Origin of the sequence: Nocardioides soli (assembly GCF_014191495.1) — a bacterium.
GTDB classification, from domain to species: domain Bacteria; phylum Actinomycetota; class Actinomycetes; order Propionibacteriales; family Nocardioidaceae; genus Nocardioides; species Nocardioides soli.
Map to the genome: position 1 here is coordinate 75963 of NZ_JACHWR010000002.1, position 15181 is coordinate 91143.

Genomic DNA, 15181 nt, shown 5'->3' on the forward strand with positions numbered 1-15181 from the left:
CGGCTCTGCCGGACACCAGCGCGTCGGCGCGGGTCGGTGAGCGCCTAGGTTGCCGCCATGACACGAGTCTTCCGGGTCCCTCACGGGGGCGACGGCGCCGACCGCGGCTGGACCGGGTCGGTCCGGCCGGCCCCCCACGGCGTACCGGCCGCACCGGCGCGGACGCCGTCGCCGCGGGTCACGCCCCGGCCCGCAGTCCCCGTGCCCGCCCCGCCCGCCGCCACCGCCACGCCCGCTGGGCCCACCGCGGCCGAGGTCGCCTGCAGCCCGTGCGCGCGCGAGGCCACCACGCACCCGCGGGCCTGCCGGCCCCACAGCGTCACCGGCACCGGCTCCTTCGCCGAGCGGGACCGGCGCTGGACCGCGCTGCACCGAGCGATGGCCGAGGAGAGCTACGACGCCCTCGTGTTCGCCGGCGCCGACTACCGCGGGCACAAGGGCAGCCTGCGCTACCTCGCGGACTACAACCTCGCGCACCGCTACGGGTACGCCGTGATGTTCGCCGACGAGGCGCCGGTGATGGTGCTCCCGCAGAACCTCGTCTCGGGCCGCCGGCCGGCGACCGCCTGGGTCGACGACTACGAGTACCCCTACAACCTGGGCGAGGGGCTCGCGAAGCTGCTGGCCGACCGCCGGCAGGTCGCCCGCATCGGCATCGTCGGCATGGGCCAGGTGATGAAGGTCGAGGACTACCTCCAGCTGCGGGCCGCACTGCCCGGCCGCGAACTCGTCGACGCCTCGCTGCTCTTCGAGCGGGTGCGCGCGACCAAGAGCCCGGCCGAGCTCGAGGCCGTCAAGGAGGGCGCCTACATCCTCGACCGCTGCTTCGACCGGCTGCTCGAGATCGCGCGGCCGGGCATGACCGAGCGCGCCCTCGCGGCCGAGATGTACGGCGTCGCCGCCCTGCTCGGGGGCGAGGACCCGCTGTTCCTGACGATGTACGTCGACCCCGAGCCCACGGGTGCGGTGCCGACGTTCGGCGTCCCCCGTGACCGGGAGCTGCGGCCCACCGACCTGCTGTGCTTCTCCTACGAGCTCGTCGGCCCCTCCGGCTACTGGGTCGAGTTCGCCCGCATGGTGACGTTCGCGCCGCCCCGCGAGCCCGTGGAGCGGATGGCCCGCGCCGTGTCGGGCGGCATCGCCGCGGCGACCGGCGCGCTGCGCCCCGGTGCCGCGATGGGCGACGTGCAGCGCGCGCTGCTCGCGGCCATCGAGGCCGAGGGCACCAAGACGTCGTACTGGTCCGGGCATGGCATGGGCCTCGACGTGCTCGAGGAGCCGTGGGTGGGCCTGGACGTCGTCCAGGACGGCGGCGACGCCGGTGCCATCACCGCGGCCGCCGACGGCATGGTCCTCGCGATCCATCCGACGCCGTGGGACGAGCCGCACCAGACCATGGGCTACATGGCCGACTCGCTGGTGATCAGCGAGGGCGTGTGCCGCTCCCTCTCCCAGCACCCCGTCCAGCTCTACCGCGTCTGACCGGCGCGAGATGACCAGGAGACACCCATGACCCAGACCGGCCCGGTCGACCCGATCCTCGCGTCAGTGCTGCAGCGCCGCGTGGACGCCATCACCAAGGAGATGGCGACGCTGCTGATGCGCTCGTCGCGGTCGCCGATCTTCAACGAGATCGGCGACCTGGTCACGGTGCTCTTCGACCGGCACGGCCGCACGCTCGGGCAGGCGGAGTTCGCCGCCATCATCGCGTTCGGTGCCCAGCCGCCGCTGGAGTACATCATCGACTACTTCGGCGACGACATCGCCGAGGGCGACGTCATCGTGCACAACGACGTCTTCACCGGCGGCAACCAGAACGCCGACACCGGGGTCTACGTCCCGATCTTCCACGGGGACGAGCTCGTCGCCTGGGCCGCCAGCAAGGGCCACCTCGCCGACATCGGTGGGATGACCGCCGGCGGCTACGACCCGCAGGCGCGCGAGGTCTGGCAGGAGGCGCTGCGGATCCCGCCCGTGAAGGTCTACGAGTCGGGCCGGTTCCGCAAGGACGTCTGGGACCTGATCGCGGCGAACATCCGGCTCGACTTCGTCATGGAGGACGTGAAGTCGATGATCGGGTCCTGCGTGGTCGGCCGGCGCCGGCTGACCGAGGTGCTCGACCGCTACGGCGTGGCGTCGTTCGACGCCCACATGGACTACGTGCTCCAGGCATCGGAGCGGCAGGTGCGCGCCGAGATCGAGCGCTGGCCCGACGGCGTCTACCGCGGCGAGAGCGAGATGGTCTCCGACGGCCTCGACAAGACCAAGCGCTACCGGATCGCCTGCGAGATCCGGATCGAGGGCGACGAGATCACCTTCGACTTCTCCGAGACCGACGACCAGGCCCCCGGCTTCACCAACATGCCGCCGGCGTCGGCCGCGGGCGCGGTGCGCATCGCGTTCCTGATGCTGATCGCCGCGGGCGGCATCGTCGTACCCACGAACCAGGGGCTCTTCGGCGCGGTGCGGACCGTCTTCCGCGAGGGCTCGCTGCTCAACCCGCGGTTCCCCGCGGCCACGATCTACGGCAACCAGATGTGCGACGACATCTTCGAGGCGATCATGTCGGCCCTCGCCGACGCGCTGCCCGACCGGGTCACCGCGGGCTGGACGAAGTTCCTCTCGGGCATCCTGCACGGCGTCGACGAGCGCACCGGCGAGCAGTTCGTGACGCTGACCGTCTTCCAGCGCAACGGCGCGGGCGCGATGCGCGGGCACGACGGCTGGGACGCGCTCGGCTTCACCGGCACCGCCGGCCAGATGCGGGCCCCGGACCCGGAGATGTTCGAGCTCTCCTCGCCCCACTTCCTCGAGTACCACGAGTACCTGCCCGACTCCGCGGGCGCGGGGGAGTGGCGAGGCGGCCTCGGCACCCGGTCGTCGTGGCGCTGCCTGGGCCGCGACGAGGTGGGCGTCACCAACGGCGAGGGCATGGAGTCGGAGGGGGCCACCCCGCCGCGCGGTCTCTTCGGCGGGCACGACGCCGGCCTCAACCGGATGCGGGTCGACTACCCCGACGGCACCGTGCTCGAGTGGGGCTCCAAGGACATGGTGGAGCTGCCGCCCGGCAGCCTGGTCACCGCCCAGAGCTGGGGCGGCGGCGGGTACGGCGACCCGCGCCGGCGGCCGGCGGAGCTGGTCCACGCCGACGTGCTCGACGAGCTGCTGAGCATCGAGAACGCCCGCGACCACTACGGCGTCGCCGTCCGCGACGACCTGACCCTCGACCACGAGGCGACCACGCGGCTGCGCGGTCTCGCCCGCGAAGGAGCAGCACAGTGAGCATCCGCATCGGAATCGACGTCGGCGGCACCTTCACCGACTTCCTGGTCGTCGATCCCGACGGGTCGCGGCAGATCCACAAGACCAGCTCGATCCCCGCGGACCCGGCCCGCGCGGTGACCAAGGGCCTCGCCGAGATCGCGGAGGTCCGGCAGGTCTCCGTCCAGGAGTTCCTCGCCGGCGTGGGCACCATCGTCCACGGCACCACCGTGACCACGAACGCCCTGCTGACCCGGCGCGGGCCGGTCACCGGCCTGCTCGCGACCGAGGGCTTCCGCGACAGCCTCGCGATGCGCGACGGCACCCGCGAGGAGGCCTACGACAACCGCCTGCCGCAGCCGGTCCCGCTTGTCCCGCGGCGGCTGCGACGGCCGGTGCGCGGCCGGCTCGACGGCACCGGCGCCGAGGTCGAGCCCGTCGACCTCGACGACGTACGCCGCGCCGCCGCGCTCTTCCGCGAGCAGGGCGTGGAGTCGGTCGCCATCTGCTTCATGCACTCCCACGCCGACGGCGCCCACGAGCGCGCGGCCGCCGAGGTGCTCCGTGACGAGCTGCCCGGCGTCTACCTGACGACCTCGAGCGACCTGATCGCCCAGGCCCGCTACTACGACCGGACCAGCACCGCGGTGCTCAACTCCTACGCGGGCCCGATCATCAGCAGCTACCTGGCCGTGCTGACCAGCACCCTGGAGGAGAGCGGCTTCGCGGGTCACCTGCTGATCATGCAGTCCAACGGCGGCGTGGCCACGCCGGACGAGCTCGCCCGCCGGGCCGCGCTCTCCCTGCTCTCGGGGCCGGCGTCCGGTCCGACCGCCGGGCTGCTCGAGGTCGCCCCGCACGGGTGGGACCGGTGCCTGACCGTGGACATGGGCGGGACCAGCTTCGACGCGGCCGTCGTCAAGGACGGGCGGCCGCTGGTGATGACCGACGGCGTCATCGACCGCTGGCGGATCGCGCTGCCGATGGTCGACATCCACACCATCGGCGCGGGCGGCGGCAGCATCGCGGGGGTCGATGAGGGCGGCATGCTCCGGGTCGGGCCCCAGAGCGCGGGCGCGGTGCCCGGGCCGGCCTGCTACGGCCGGGGTGGGGACCTGCCGACGACCACCGACGCCGACGTCGTGCTCGGCTACCTCGACCCGGACAGCTTCGGCGGGGGGATGCGGCTCGACGTCGAGGCCGCCAAGGCCGCGATCGAGCGGGAGGTGGCGAAGCCGCTCGGCCTGAGCGTGATCGAGGCCGCCGCCGGGATCTACGACCTGGTCAACGTCGGCATGGCGGCCGGCGTACGCGAGATCACGGTGCGCCGCGGCCTCGACCCCCGGGACTTCCCGATCGTCGTCGCCGGCGGCGCCGGCCCGGTCCACGCCGCCGCGATCGCCCGGGAGCTGGAGATCCCCGTGCTCGTGACGCCCCGGGAGTCGTCGATCTTCTGCGCCGCCGGCATGCTCGTGTGCGACTTCAAGCACGACTACGTGCGCAGCATGAAGGCCCGGCTGGGCGACCTGGACCCCGCCGAGCTGCGCGAGGCATGGCGGGCGATGGCCGCCCAGGGGCTGGCGACGCTGCGCGCCGAGGGCGTCGACGAGGCCGCCGTGAGCTACCAGCCGACCCTCGACGTCCGCTACGCCGGGCAGTGGTTCGAGATCAACCTGCCGCTTGGGGCCGACGTGCTGGACGGGCCCGACCGCGAGCGGATCGCGGCGGCGTTCCACGACCTGCACGACTCGCTCTTCGGCTACCGGTCTGCGGACATGCCGATCGAGGTGATCAACGTGCGACTGACCGCGGTCGGCGCCGCCGCTCCCGGCCAGTCCGTGGCCCGGGCCGCCGACGCGGCCGGCGAGCCGGTCGTCACCGGCGTCCGGGACATCTGGTCGCCGCTGCGCCGGGAGATGGTCGAGGCCCGCGTCTACGACGGGCTCACGATGGGCTCCGGGGGCGCGGTCCAGGGCCCGGCGATCATCGAGCTCGGGACGACCACGATCGTGGTGCTCGACGAGTACGACGTGCTCGTCGACGCCGCCGGCTCCTTCGTCCTGTACCTGCGCGAGCGCGCCGAGGAGATCCTGCGCCGCATCGCGACCTGACCGAGGCGCCGGCCGCCGGGGACCCGGTGCTACGTTTCGCCGCATGCTCAGGGCTCCGGCCGTTGAGCGGCGCAAGAGGGGGGCCACATGGCCGAGTTGGTGGAGTCGGTCGTCAAGGCCGCCCGGGTGCTGCGCTCGTTCGAGCCGCACACCGGCGCGATGACGGTGCGCCAGATCTCGGCGCGCACCGGCATCCCGCGCAGCACCTGTCACGCGCTGTGCACGACCCTGGTCGAGGTGCGGCTGCTGGAGGCCCTCCCCGAGGGCGGCTACCGGCTCGGGCCGGCCACCGCCTGGCTGGGCGCCCAGGTCTTCGAGCGCACCGGGCTCGTGGAGGCCGCGACGCCGGCGATGCACACGCTGGCGCGCTCCGCGGGCGCGCACGTGGACCTGAGCCAGTACGTGCACAAGGGGTGGATGGTGTTCCTTCACCACATCGGCGACCCGCGGATCCGGGCCTCCAACCGGGTGGGCAGCCGGATCCCGGCCCACGAGTGCGCCGAGGGGCGCGCGGCCCTCTCGCAGTTCGAGGCGCTCGACATCCGCGACATCGTCATCCGCGCCTCCGGCGACCTGGGCGCGCCCGGCGTCCAGGACCCGGCGGCCTACGACCAGTTGCTCCGGGCGCTGTCGGAGGCGCGCAGCCGCGGCTACGTGGCGATGGACCGGTCGGGCACGATGCTGCGCACGGTCGCGGCGCCGCTGCGCGACCCCGACGGGGCCACCGTGGGCGCGTTGTCGGTGTCGATGTCGCGGCAGGCGGTCACCCCCAGCCGGGTGGCCGCGCTCGGCGAGACGCTCCGGGCGGCCTGCCACGAGACCTCGCAGCGGCTGGCCGCCCGCAGCCGCTGAGCCGGTCCCCCGGGCCGGTGACCGGGCAGGCGGCCGGGCAGGCGGCCGAGAAGGCGTCCGGCTCTGCCGGACGACCCTGATCTGCCGGTGATCGGGACTGCATACGGTCCCGGCCATGTCGAACGTCTTTCGAGTCCCGGTCGGAGACCGCACCTGGCAGCGCCGGGGGCAGTCCGCTCACTCGCCGGACGCTCAGGGCGACGCGCCCCGCCTCCCGGGCATCGTGGCCGGCGTCCTGGCGCCGCACCCGCCGCACCTGCTCTACGCCGAGAACCCGCCGCAGAACGAGCCCCGCTCCGAGGGCGGCTGGGAGGTCCTGCGCTGGGCCTACGAGGACCTGCGGCAGCGGATCCGGGCGATGGACGTGGACGTGATCGTGCTCCACGCCCCGCACTGGATCACGATGGTCGGGCACCACGTGAACTGCGTTCCGAACCCCCGGGGCTTCTCGGTCGAGCCGATCTTCCCCCACCTGCTGCGCTACGAGTACGCCTTCCACACCGACGTCGAGCTCGCCGAGGCGATCGCCGACCAGGCCCACGACGACGGCCTGGTGACGCGCAAGATGCGCAACGACGGGGTGCGCGTCGACTACGCGACCATCACCGCGCTGCACCTGCTCAACCCCGACTGGGACATCCCGGTGGTCTCGCTGTCGGCCAACAACAACCCGTACTTCTACTCGACGTCCTCGCTGGACCAGATGCACGTGCTCGGGGAGTCGACCCGCAAGGCCATCGAGTCGCTGGGCCGCCGCGCGCTGGTCGCCGGGTCCAACTCGCTGTCGCACCTGCACTGGGACCGGGAGCAGGGGCTGCCCGAGGACATGACCTACGAGCACGCCTACAACCACCACCAGTACCGCTGGGACATGCGGTTCCTCGAGCTGATCCGGCAGGGCCGGACCCGCGAGCTTCGCGACCTGATTCCGGAGCACATCGACGAGACCGAGTCGGAGACCAAGGCCGGCAGCCTGACCTGGATGCTCTCCGCCCTCGGGTGGCCGGAGGGCATCGGCGAGGTGCTGGCCTACGGAACCGTGATCGGCACCGGCAACGCCGTGTGCCTGTGGGACCTCGAGAAGGGTGCACGATGAGCAGCAGGACCGAGACGTCCCCCTCGTTCGCGGGCGCGGTGCTCGTGCCCGGGATGCCCCAGCTGCTCGCCGAGCGGCCGGCCCCGGCCTGGGCGGGCCTGGCCGACGGCGCCCGGGCGGCCGGGGAGCGGCTGCGTGGCGCCGGCGCCGAGACCCTCGTGGTGATCTCGACGCAGTGGTTCACCGTCCTCGGCCACCAGGTGCAGGTCGACGAGCGCCTCACCGGCACCCGGGTCGACGAGAACTGGTACGACTTCGACTACGGCACGATGCACTACGACCTGCACACCGACGTCGCGCTGGCCGAGCAGTGGGCCACCGAGATCGAGAGCGCCGGCCTGGAGGCGCGTCGGACTCGCTACGAGCACTTCCCGGTCGACACCGGCGTGATCCTCGCCAACCGGCTGCTCGACCCGCAGGGCGGGCTCTCGATCGCGCAGGTGTCGTGCAACCTCTACGCGGGCGTCGAGGACATCGCGACGCTGGGCCGTGCCGTGGTGCGGGCCGCCGAGTCGGTCGGGCGGCGGGTCGGCCTGGTCGCGGTCACCGGCCTGTCCAGTGCGCTCACCCAGCGCTGGATCGAGCCGGAGGAGGACCGGGTCGAGGAGCCGACGTACGAGGAGTGGGACCGCCGCATCCTCGGCCTGCTCGCCGACGGCGACGTCGACCAGGTGCTGCAGCTGCGCGAGCAGTACGCCCGCGAGGCGCAGGCCGACAGCCAGCTGCGCGCGCTGGCGTTCCTCCAGGGCAGTGGCCAGCTGGTCGGCGCGGCCGACGTGCTCGAGTACGCCGCGCTGTGGGGCACCGGCGGTGCCGTCGTCCACTGGCCCGGTTGACGACCCGTCGACCCGACCTCCACCCGGCCGCTCGGGGCCTTTCGTCCACCAGAAGTACCAGCCGAAGTGAGGACAAGATGAGAAGGATTCTTCGTGCGGCCGCCGCCGCCCTGTTGGTCACGGCGCTGGCCGCCGGCTGCGGCGACAGCGACGACAGCTCGGCCGCCGGCGGTGCGCCGGCCGGGGACGCGCTGTCCACGGACACCGAGTACTCCGGCAGCCTCGACGAGCTGCCCACCAGCTACCCCGAGCCGGAGGACGAGGACCTCACCATCGGCTGGCTCAACCCGAACGGCGCCGTCGAGTCGCTCTCGTCGCTGGGCGAGGCGATCGAGATCGCCACCGAGCAGCGCGGCGGCAGCCTGGTCACGCTCGACGCCGGGGCGAAGCCCGACGAGCAGGTCACTCAGATGCAGCAGCTGATCGACCGCAAGGTCGACGCCATCATCGTCTGGCCGCTCGACGCGGGCGCCCTCGGCCCGGTCGTCAAGCGCGCCACCGCGGCGGGCATCCCCGTCGTCGCCGTCGAGGCGAACTCCGACATCGCCGCGACCGACCTGGGCGGCTTCACCAGCCAGATCACGCTCGGCACCGACTACATCGGCTTCATGACCGCGCGGGAGATGGCTCGGCAGCAGCCGGGCGGCAAGGTCGTCGTGGCCGGCTTCGTCGTGCCCGTCCCGTTCATCACCGCGGTGACCGAGGCGCAGGCCTCGTGGGCCGAGGAGTTCGGGCTCGACGTCGTAGACACGGTGCAGAACCAGACCGACGACGTGGCGGGCGGCTCCGAGGCCGTCGCCGGCGCGACCGCGCAGCACCCCGACCTGAAGGGCGTGCTCGCCTACAGCGACGCCACCGCCATCGGCGCCTCGCTCGCCGGGCGCGAGGCCGGGCTGCAGCTGACCACCATCGGCACCAACGGCGCGAGCGACGCCTTCGAGGCGATCCGGAGCGGCCGGCTGTTCGCGACCATGCAGTGGCCGTTGGCCGACTGGGCCGACCAGCTGACCGCGGGTGCCTACGTCGCCGCCCAGAAGCCCGACGAGAAGCTGCCGATCACGGTCTACCCGACCGGGATGGCGCTGGTGACCGCCGACAACATCGACGACGCGATTCCGTTCGAGGAGCAGCTCGAGGAGATGCGCAACCGCTAGATGACCGACGGGGCCGGGAGCGACCACCGCGCCCGGCCCCGCCGTACAACGCCGACAGGAGACCGCCATGGAGACTGCGATCGCCAGCCCTGGCACCGAGGAGCGACGCGGGGACGACCTCATCTCGCTCCACGGACTGCGCAAACGATTCGGGGGCGTGCACGCCCTCCGGGACGGCAGCCTCGACCTGCGCCGGGGCGAGATCCATGCGCTCATCGGCGAGAACGGGTCGGGCAAGTCGACACTGCTCAACATCCTGTCCGGGCAGTTTCGGGCCGACGGCGGCGAGGTCGTCCTCGGCTCGGCGACCCTGACCCCGGCCGCCGCCCAGGCGGAGCTCGCCCAGCGCGTCGCGATCGTCACCCAGGAGCTCAGCCTGGCTCCCGACCTCAGCGTCGGCGAGAACATCCACCTGGGCCACTCGAAGCGGCGCCGCCCCTGGGGCATCGACTGGCGCAGCACGTACGCCGACGCGCGCGAGGCGATCCGGCAGCTCGGCGTCGACATCGACCCGCGCACTCCCCTCTCGCAGCTGCGCCTCGACCAGCGGCAGCTCGTCGAGATCGCCCGCGCCCTGGTCCAGGGCGCCCCCGTGCTGATCCTCGACGAGCCGACCAGCGCGTTGACCGACGAGGCGGTCGAGCCGCTGTTCACCGTGCTCCGGCGGCTGCGCGACCAGGGCACCGCCGTCGTCTTCGTCTCCCACCGGCTCGACGAGCTGCTCGGCCTCGCCGATCAGATCACCGTGCTGCGTAACGGCCGGACCGTCGCGGCCCGCCCCCGCGCGGCGTACACCCGGCAGCTCCTGGTCTCCGACATGCTCGGCTACGAGCCCGAGCACTACACCCCGCCGGCCCTGGAGGTCGAGTCCACCGAGGGGATCCTCGAGGTCCGCGGGCTCAGCGTCCCCGGGGCGCTGCGCGAGGTCTCTTTCGAGGTCAACGAGGGTGAGGTCGTCGGCCTCTTCGGCCTCGCCGGGTCCGGGTGCAGCGAGGCGGTCCGCGCGCTGGCCGGCCTGGAGCCGGGTGCGTCCGGGACCGTCGACCTCGGCGGCCGGGACTCGGTGCCCGCCTCCCCGCTCGAGGCGGGGCGCCGCGGCCTGAGCTTCGTGCCCGGGGACCGCGGCGACGAGGGCCTCGCCCTCGAGATGAGCATCCTGGACAACCTCAACCTCGGCGGCCCCGCCCGGCACAGCCGGTGGCGCCGGATCCGGCGCAACGCCGAGGCCGAGGCCGGCCGCGCCGCGGCGGCGTCGATGAACCTGGTGGCGTCGTCGCTGTCGGCACCGGTCGGCTCGCTCAGCGGCGGTAATCAGCAGAAGGTGCTGCTGGCCCGGTGCCTCGGCGTCCGGCCGAAGGTGCTGGTGCTCGAGGAGCCGACGCGCGGGGTCGACGTCGGCGCCAAGGCCGAGATCCACCGCATCCTGCACCAGGCCCGCGACGCCGGTCTCGGCATCCTCGTCACCTCCTCCGACCTCGAGGAGATGTTGGTGCTCTGCGACCGCTTCGTCGTGATCTTCGACGGCCAGGTCGTGGCGCAGGCGCGACGTACCGAGGTCACCGAGACCCGCCTGTCCCATCTCGCATCCGGAGAAGAGTCATGAACGAATCCACGACCGCGCCCGCGCCCGAGAGGGCGCCCCAGCCCGCCGTCGACGACCGGCGCTCGGCGCCGCTGTGGCGCACGCTGCTCAGCAACCGCGCCGCGGTGAACGTCGCCGGCATCGCGGTGATGGTGGTGATCTTCGCCAGCCTGCAGCCTAACTTCCTGACCACCGCCAACCTGCAGACGCTGCTCAGCAGCATCACGATCCTGTGGGTGCTCGCCCTGGGCCTGACGTTCGTGCTGCTGCTCGGCGGCTTCGACCTCTCGGTCGGCTCCAACCTGGCCCTGTCGGGCATCGCCCTCGGGTGGCTGTTCACCTCTTTCGACCTGCCGATGGTCATGGTGATCGTGCTGACCATCCTCTTCGGCGCGCTGCTGGGCGGTGGCGTCAACGGCTTCCTGATCGGCCGGATGCAGGCGTCCTTCATGGTCGTCACCCTCGGCACGCTCACGCTCTTCCGCGGCCTGGTGAACCTCGCGTCCGACACCAAGACCCAGCCTGTGACCTCCGAGCTGCTGGACAACCTCGCCTTCGGCAAGGTGGCAGGCATCCCGATCACGCTGATCCTGATGGTCGTCACGCTCCTGATCGCGTGGTACGTCCTGCGCTTCACCTACTTCGGCAGGGACGTGTACGCCGTCGGCGGCAACGCCAAGGCGGCGCGGCTCGCCGGCATCCGGGTCTCGCGGACCACGGTCATCGTCTACGCGATCGCCGGCGGCGCGGCCGCGCTCGGCGGCGTCATCCAGGTCGCCCGCCTGGGCGCGGCGAGCCCCCTGGTCGGCGAGACGATCATGTTCGACGCGGCGGCCGCGGTCCTCCTCGGCGGCACCAGCCTGCGCGGCGGCTCCGGCGGCGTCGGCGGCACCGCCGTGGGCGTGGTCTTCCTCGGCGTGCTGAGCAACGGGCTCGCCGTGTCGGGGGTGCAGAGCTTCTGGCAGCAGATCCTCAGCGGCTGCATCCTGGCCTCGGCGGCCGTCGCCGACAAGATCCAGCGCGACGGCTGGCGGTCCCTGGAGTTCCGGCTCCCGGGTGCGCTCGCCCGCTCCGGCGGCCGCGCTCGCGCCGACACTTCCGGCTAGGCCGTCTTGATCAACACGGCCTAGTGACCCGGACGGTCCCTTGCACCCTCCGACCGGTCGCGCGCTCTCGGGAGCCGCGGCCGGTCCGGCATTTGCGTCGGCTGCCTGTGAGAACGCGTTCTAGGTTCCGTTCTAGGCTGTCCGCATGAAGACGCGACTGACCTGCCCGTGCGGCGAGGTGATCAAGGGCGAGGACGAGGACCAGCTCGTCGAACTGACCCAGCAGCACCTCGCCGAGGCGCACCCGGGGATGTCCTACGGGCGCGACGAGATCCTGTTCATCGCGACCTGACCGACGGTCGGAACGACCGTCGGCCCCAGCCCGGCTGGGCCGGGCCGACGGGACGGTCGGGGTCAGGCTCAGCCGGCCAGGTCGAGGGCGATGTCGATGATCATGTCCTCCTGGCCGCCGACCAGTCGCCGCTTGCCGCACTCGGTGAGGATGTCCCGCACGTCGACGCCGTAGCGGGCGGCGGCGTTCTCGGCGTGCCGCAGGAAGCTGGAGTAGACGCCGGCGTACCCGAGCGTCAGCGTCTCGCGGTCCACCCGCACCGGGCGGTCCTGGAGCGGCCGGACCAGGTCGTCGGCGGCGTCCTGCAGCGCGAAGAGGTCGCAGCGGTGCTCGAAGCCCGACAGGTTCGCGACCGCCACGAACGCCTCGATCGGGCAGTTGCCGGCACCCGCGCCGTGGCCGGCCAGCGACGCGTCGACGCGGTAGGTGCCCTCCTCGACGGCGACCACGGAGTTGGCGACCGAGAGGGAGAGGTTCTCGTGGGCGTGGATGCCGATCTCGGTGCCGGCGTCGAGGACGTCGCGGTAGGCCCGCACCCGGTCCCGCACGTCGTTCATGGTGAGCCGACCGCCGGAGTCGGTGACGTAGACGCAGTGGGCGCCGTAGGACTCCATCAGCTTGGCCTGCCGGGCGAGCTCGTCGGGCGGCGCCATGTGGGAGAGCATCAGGAAGCCGGAGACGTCCATGCCGATCTCGCGCGCGGCGGCGATGTGCTGGGCGGAGATGTCCGCCTCGGTGCAGTGCGTCGCGACCCGGACCGACCGGACGCCGAGGTCCCAGGCGGTCCTCAGCTCGTGGATGGTCCCGACGCCCGGCAGCAGCAGCGTGGTCAGCCGGGCCTGGGTGATCGACTCGGCGGCCGCCTCGATCCAGGCCCAGTCGGTGTGCGAGCCGGGGCCGTAGTTGACCGACGAGCCGGCCAGCCCGTCGCCGTGGGCGACCTCGATGGCGTCGACGCCGGCGGAGTCGAGGGCAGCGACGATGCGGCGTACGTCGTCGGGCTCGATCCGATGCCGTACGGCGTGCATGCCGTCGCGCAGCGTGACGTCCTGGACGAAGATGTCGGTCATGCCTGGTCCCTTCCGGCGAGGCGCTGAGCAATCTCCTGGGCGACCTGCAGGCCGGCCGAGGTCATGATGTCGAGGTTGCCGGCGTAGGCCGGCAGGTAGTGCGCGGCGCCCTCGACCTCGAGGAACACCGACACCTGGTGGGTCGGTCGCGGCAGGCCGTCGGGGACCAGCGTGTGCACCGGCTGGTCGGCGGGGATCTCGGTGATCTGCACCTGCTGCTTGAGCCGGTAGCCCGGCACGTAGGCCGCGACGTCGCCGACCATCTTCTCGATGCTCTGCCGGATCAGCTCGTGCGTCGCCGGGTCGGGCGCGTCGACCAGGCAGAAGACCGTGTCGCGCATGATCAGCGGCGGCTCGGCCGGGTTGAGGATGATGATCGCCTTGCCCGCGGTCGCGCCGCCGACGGAGACGATGGCCGCCGAGGTGGTCTCGGTGAACTCGTCGATGTTCGCCCGGGTGCCCGGACCGGCCGACTTCGAGGCGATCGACGCGACGATCTCGGCGTAGGCGACTGGGACCACCCGCGAGACCGCCGCGACGATCGGGATCGTCGCCTGGCCGCCGCAGGTCACCATGTTCACGTTCGTGGCGTCCAGGTGCGCGTCGAGGTTGACCGCCGGCACGACGTACGGCCCGATCGCCGCCGGCGTCAGGTCGATCATCCGCTTGCCCAGCGGCTGGAGCCGGGCGGCGTTGGACTCGTGGGCCTTCGCGCTGGTGGCGTCGAAGACGATCTCGATGTCCTCGAAGCCGGGTAGCCCGACCAGCCCCTCGACCCCCTCGGCCGTCGTCGGCACGCCGAGCCGCTGGGCGCGGGCCAGCCCGTCGGAGGCGGGGTCGATGCCGACCATGGCGCCCATCTCGAGGTGCTTGCTGGTGCGCAGCACCTTGATCATCAGGTCGGTGCCGATGTTGCCCGACCCGATGATCGCGACCTTTGTCTTCCCACTCATCGCTCGTCCTCCCTGCTGAATCGAATCGAGACACTGCCGAGCCCCGAGATGTCGGCGCGGACCGACGCACCCGGCGTGACCGGCCACATCGGGCCGAGGGCACCCGACAGCACGACCTGGCCGGCGCGCAGCGGCTCCCCGAACTCCCGCGCGGTCCGCGCGAGCCAGGCCACCGCCTCCAGCGGGTCGCCCAGGCAGGCAGCGCCGTCGCCGGTGGAGACCACCTGGCCGTCGATGCCCATCGACATCGTCACGTCGCGGGGCTCGAGGTCGGCCAGGGTGCGCCGCTGCGAGCCCAGCACGTACGCGCCGGCCGACGCGTTGTCGGCGACGGTGTCGCCGAGGCTGATGTCCCAGCCCGCGACCCGGCTGCCGCAGATCTCCAGGGCGGCCACCGCGTAGTCGACGGCCGCGCGCACCTGCGCCGCGTCGAGCGGGCCCTCGACCAGGTCGTGCTCGAGCACGAACGCGATCTCGGCCTCCACCCGCGGCTGCAGCACCGCGCCGAAGGGGACGGCGTCGCCGTCGGCGTGCGCCATGTCGTCGAAGAGCACGCCGAAGTCCGGCTGGTCCACCCCGAGCTGCTCCTGCACAGCGGGGGAGGTCAGCCCGATCTTGCGGCCCACGACCCGGGCGCCCGCGGCAACCCGCCGGTCGGTGAGCCGCTGCTGGACGGCGTACGCCGCGGGCAGGTCGTCGCGGCCGATCAGGTCCCGCACGGGCGGGCACGGGACGCCGCTGCGGTCCGCGGCCCACAGTCGGTCGGCCGCCTCCTGGACGGCCGTCGCGCTCGAGATGGTCTCACTCATGACCCCACTGTCGCTGCCGGGCCGGCGTTCACCGAGGGGATCGTTCCACTCACCGGTAC

Annotated in this window: 13 protein-coding genes; 10 read left to right on the forward strand and 3 right to left on the reverse strand. The window is 72.7% G+C overall.

Annotation, left to right across the window (positions count from 1 at the left end):
* The first annotated feature begins 57 nt into the window (after positions 1 to 57).
* From FHU40_RS10875 to FHU40_RS10920, 10 genes are all read left to right on the forward strand, one after another.
* Positions 58 to 1482 (forward strand): M24 family metallopeptidase, encoded by a 1425-nt coding sequence (locus FHU40_RS10875; protein ID WP_183592367.1) that lies wholly within the window; start codon positions 58 to 60, stop codon positions 1480 to 1482.
* A 27-nt stretch (positions 1483 to 1509) separates the two neighbouring features.
* The gene (locus tag FHU40_RS10880) at positions 1510 to 3282 is read left to right on the forward strand and encodes a hydantoinase B/oxoprolinase family protein (RefSeq protein ID WP_183592368.1); all 1773 of its coding nucleotides are present in this window, start codon (positions 1510 to 1512) and stop codon (positions 3280 to 3282) included.
* Positions 3279 to 5372: a hydantoinase/oxoprolinase family protein gene (locus FHU40_RS29460; RefSeq protein WP_183592369.1), complete on the forward strand. Its 2094-nt coding sequence runs from the start codon at positions 3279 to 3281 to the stop codon at positions 5370 to 5372. Before FHU40_RS10880 ends, FHU40_RS29460 begins: the two co-directional genes overlap by 4 nt.
* A gap of 87 nt (positions 5373 to 5459) precedes the next feature.
* Positions 5460 to 6224 carry an IclR family transcriptional regulator gene (locus FHU40_RS10890; protein ID WP_183592370.1) on the forward strand — a complete coding sequence of 255 codons (765 nt, stop codon included), beginning with the start codon at positions 5460 to 5462 and terminating at the stop codon, positions 6222 to 6224.
* A gap of 115 nt (positions 6225 to 6339) precedes the next feature.
* Positions 6340 to 7320: a DODA-type extradiol aromatic ring-opening family dioxygenase gene (locus tag FHU40_RS10895; RefSeq protein ID WP_183592371.1), complete on the forward strand. Its 981-nt coding sequence runs from the start codon at positions 6340 to 6342 to the stop codon at positions 7318 to 7320.
* The gene (locus FHU40_RS10900; RefSeq protein WP_183592372.1) at positions 7317 to 8156 is read left to right on the forward strand and encodes a DODA-type extradiol aromatic ring-opening family dioxygenase; all 840 of its coding nucleotides are present in this window, start codon (positions 7317 to 7319) and stop codon (positions 8154 to 8156) included. The genes FHU40_RS10895 and FHU40_RS10900 overlap by 4 nt, the downstream gene beginning before the upstream one ends.
* 77 nt (positions 8157 to 8233) lie before the next feature.
* The gene (locus FHU40_RS10905) at positions 8234 to 9310 is read left to right on the forward strand and encodes a sugar ABC transporter substrate-binding protein (protein ID WP_183592373.1); all 1077 of its coding nucleotides are present in this window, start codon (positions 8234 to 8236) and stop codon (positions 9308 to 9310) included.
* 67 nt (positions 9311 to 9377) lie between these two features.
* Entirely contained in the window at positions 9378 to 10913 is a 1536-nt protein-coding gene (locus FHU40_RS10910) for a sugar ABC transporter ATP-binding protein (protein WP_183592374.1), read from the forward strand.
* The gene (locus FHU40_RS10915; RefSeq protein WP_183592375.1) at positions 10910 to 11998 is read left to right on the forward strand and encodes an ABC transporter permease; all 1089 of its coding nucleotides are present in this window, start codon (positions 10910 to 10912) and stop codon (positions 11996 to 11998) included. Before FHU40_RS10910 ends, FHU40_RS10915 begins: the two co-directional genes overlap by 4 nt.
* A gap of 145 nt (positions 11999 to 12143) precedes the next feature.
* The gene (locus tag FHU40_RS10920) at positions 12144 to 12290 is read left to right on the forward strand and encodes a DUF1059 domain-containing protein (protein ID WP_183592376.1); all 147 of its coding nucleotides are present in this window, start codon (positions 12144 to 12146) and stop codon (positions 12288 to 12290) included.
* A gap of 68 nt (positions 12291 to 12358) precedes the next feature.
* Here the strand turns inward: FHU40_RS10920 and dmpG are convergent, their stop codons facing one another.
* From dmpG to FHU40_RS10935, 3 genes are read right to left on the reverse strand one after another with little or no spacing between them, the layout of a single operon-like run.
* The gene (dmpG, locus tag FHU40_RS10925; RefSeq protein WP_183592377.1) at positions 12359 to 13360 is read right to left on the reverse strand and encodes a 4-hydroxy-2-oxovalerate aldolase; all 1002 of its coding nucleotides are present in this window, start codon (positions 13358 to 13360) and stop codon (positions 12359 to 12361) included.
* Positions 13357 to 14313, reverse strand: a complete 957-nt coding sequence (locus FHU40_RS10930; protein ID WP_183592378.1) for an acetaldehyde dehydrogenase (acetylating) — start codon at positions 14311 to 14313, stop codon at positions 13357 to 13359. The genes dmpG and FHU40_RS10930 overlap by 4 nt, the downstream gene beginning before the upstream one ends.
* A complete protein-coding gene (locus FHU40_RS10935) occupies positions 14310 to 15122 on the reverse strand; it encodes a 2-keto-4-pentenoate hydratase (protein WP_183592379.1) in 813 nt (270 codons plus the stop codon). Before FHU40_RS10935 ends, FHU40_RS10930 begins: the two co-directional genes overlap by 4 nt.
* Between the last annotated feature and the right edge of the window lie 59 nt (positions 15123 to 15181).

Excerpts from the sequence above, each read along its gene's own strand:
- FHU40_RS10875 (WP_183592367.1), top strand. The coding sequence starts at position 58 with ATGACACGAGTCTTCCGGGTCCCTCACGGGGGCGACGGCGCCGACCGC.
- FHU40_RS10880 (WP_183592368.1), top strand. The coding sequence starts at position 1,510 with ATGACCCAGACCGGCCCGGTCGACCCGATCCTCGCGTCAGTGCTGCAG.
- FHU40_RS10890 (WP_183592370.1), top strand. The coding sequence starts at position 5,460 with ATGGCCGAGTTGGTGGAGTCGGTCGTCAAGGCCGCCCGGGTGCTGCGC.
- FHU40_RS10895 (WP_183592371.1), top strand. The coding sequence starts at position 6,340 with ATGTCGAACGTCTTTCGAGTCCCGGTCGGAGACCGCACCTGGCAGCGC.
- FHU40_RS10900 (WP_183592372.1), top strand. The coding sequence starts at position 7,317 with ATGAGCAGCAGGACCGAGACGTCCCCCTCGTTCGCGGGCGCGGTGCTC.
- FHU40_RS10905 (WP_183592373.1), top strand. The coding sequence starts at position 8,234 with ATGAGAAGGATTCTTCGTGCGGCCGCCGCCGCCCTGTTGGTCACGGCG.
- FHU40_RS10910 (WP_183592374.1), top strand. The coding sequence starts at position 9,378 with ATGGAGACTGCGATCGCCAGCCCTGGCACCGAGGAGCGACGCGGGGAC.
- FHU40_RS10915 (WP_183592375.1), top strand. The coding sequence starts at position 10,910 with ATGAACGAATCCACGACCGCGCCCGCGCCCGAGAGGGCGCCCCAGCCC.
- FHU40_RS10920 (WP_183592376.1), top strand. The coding sequence starts at position 12,144 with ATGAAGACGCGACTGACCTGCCCGTGCGGCGAGGTGATCAAGGGCGAG.
- dmpG (WP_183592377.1), bottom strand. The coding sequence starts at position 13,360 with ATGACCGACATCTTCGTCCAGGACGTCACGCTGCGCGACGGCATGCAC.
- FHU40_RS10930 (WP_183592378.1), bottom strand. The coding sequence starts at position 14,313 with ATGAGTGGGAAGACAAAGGTCGCGATCATCGGGTCGGGCAACATCGGC.
- FHU40_RS10935 (WP_183592379.1), bottom strand. The coding sequence starts at position 15,122 with ATGAGTGAGACCATCTCGAGCGCGACGGCCGTCCAGGAGGCGGCCGAC.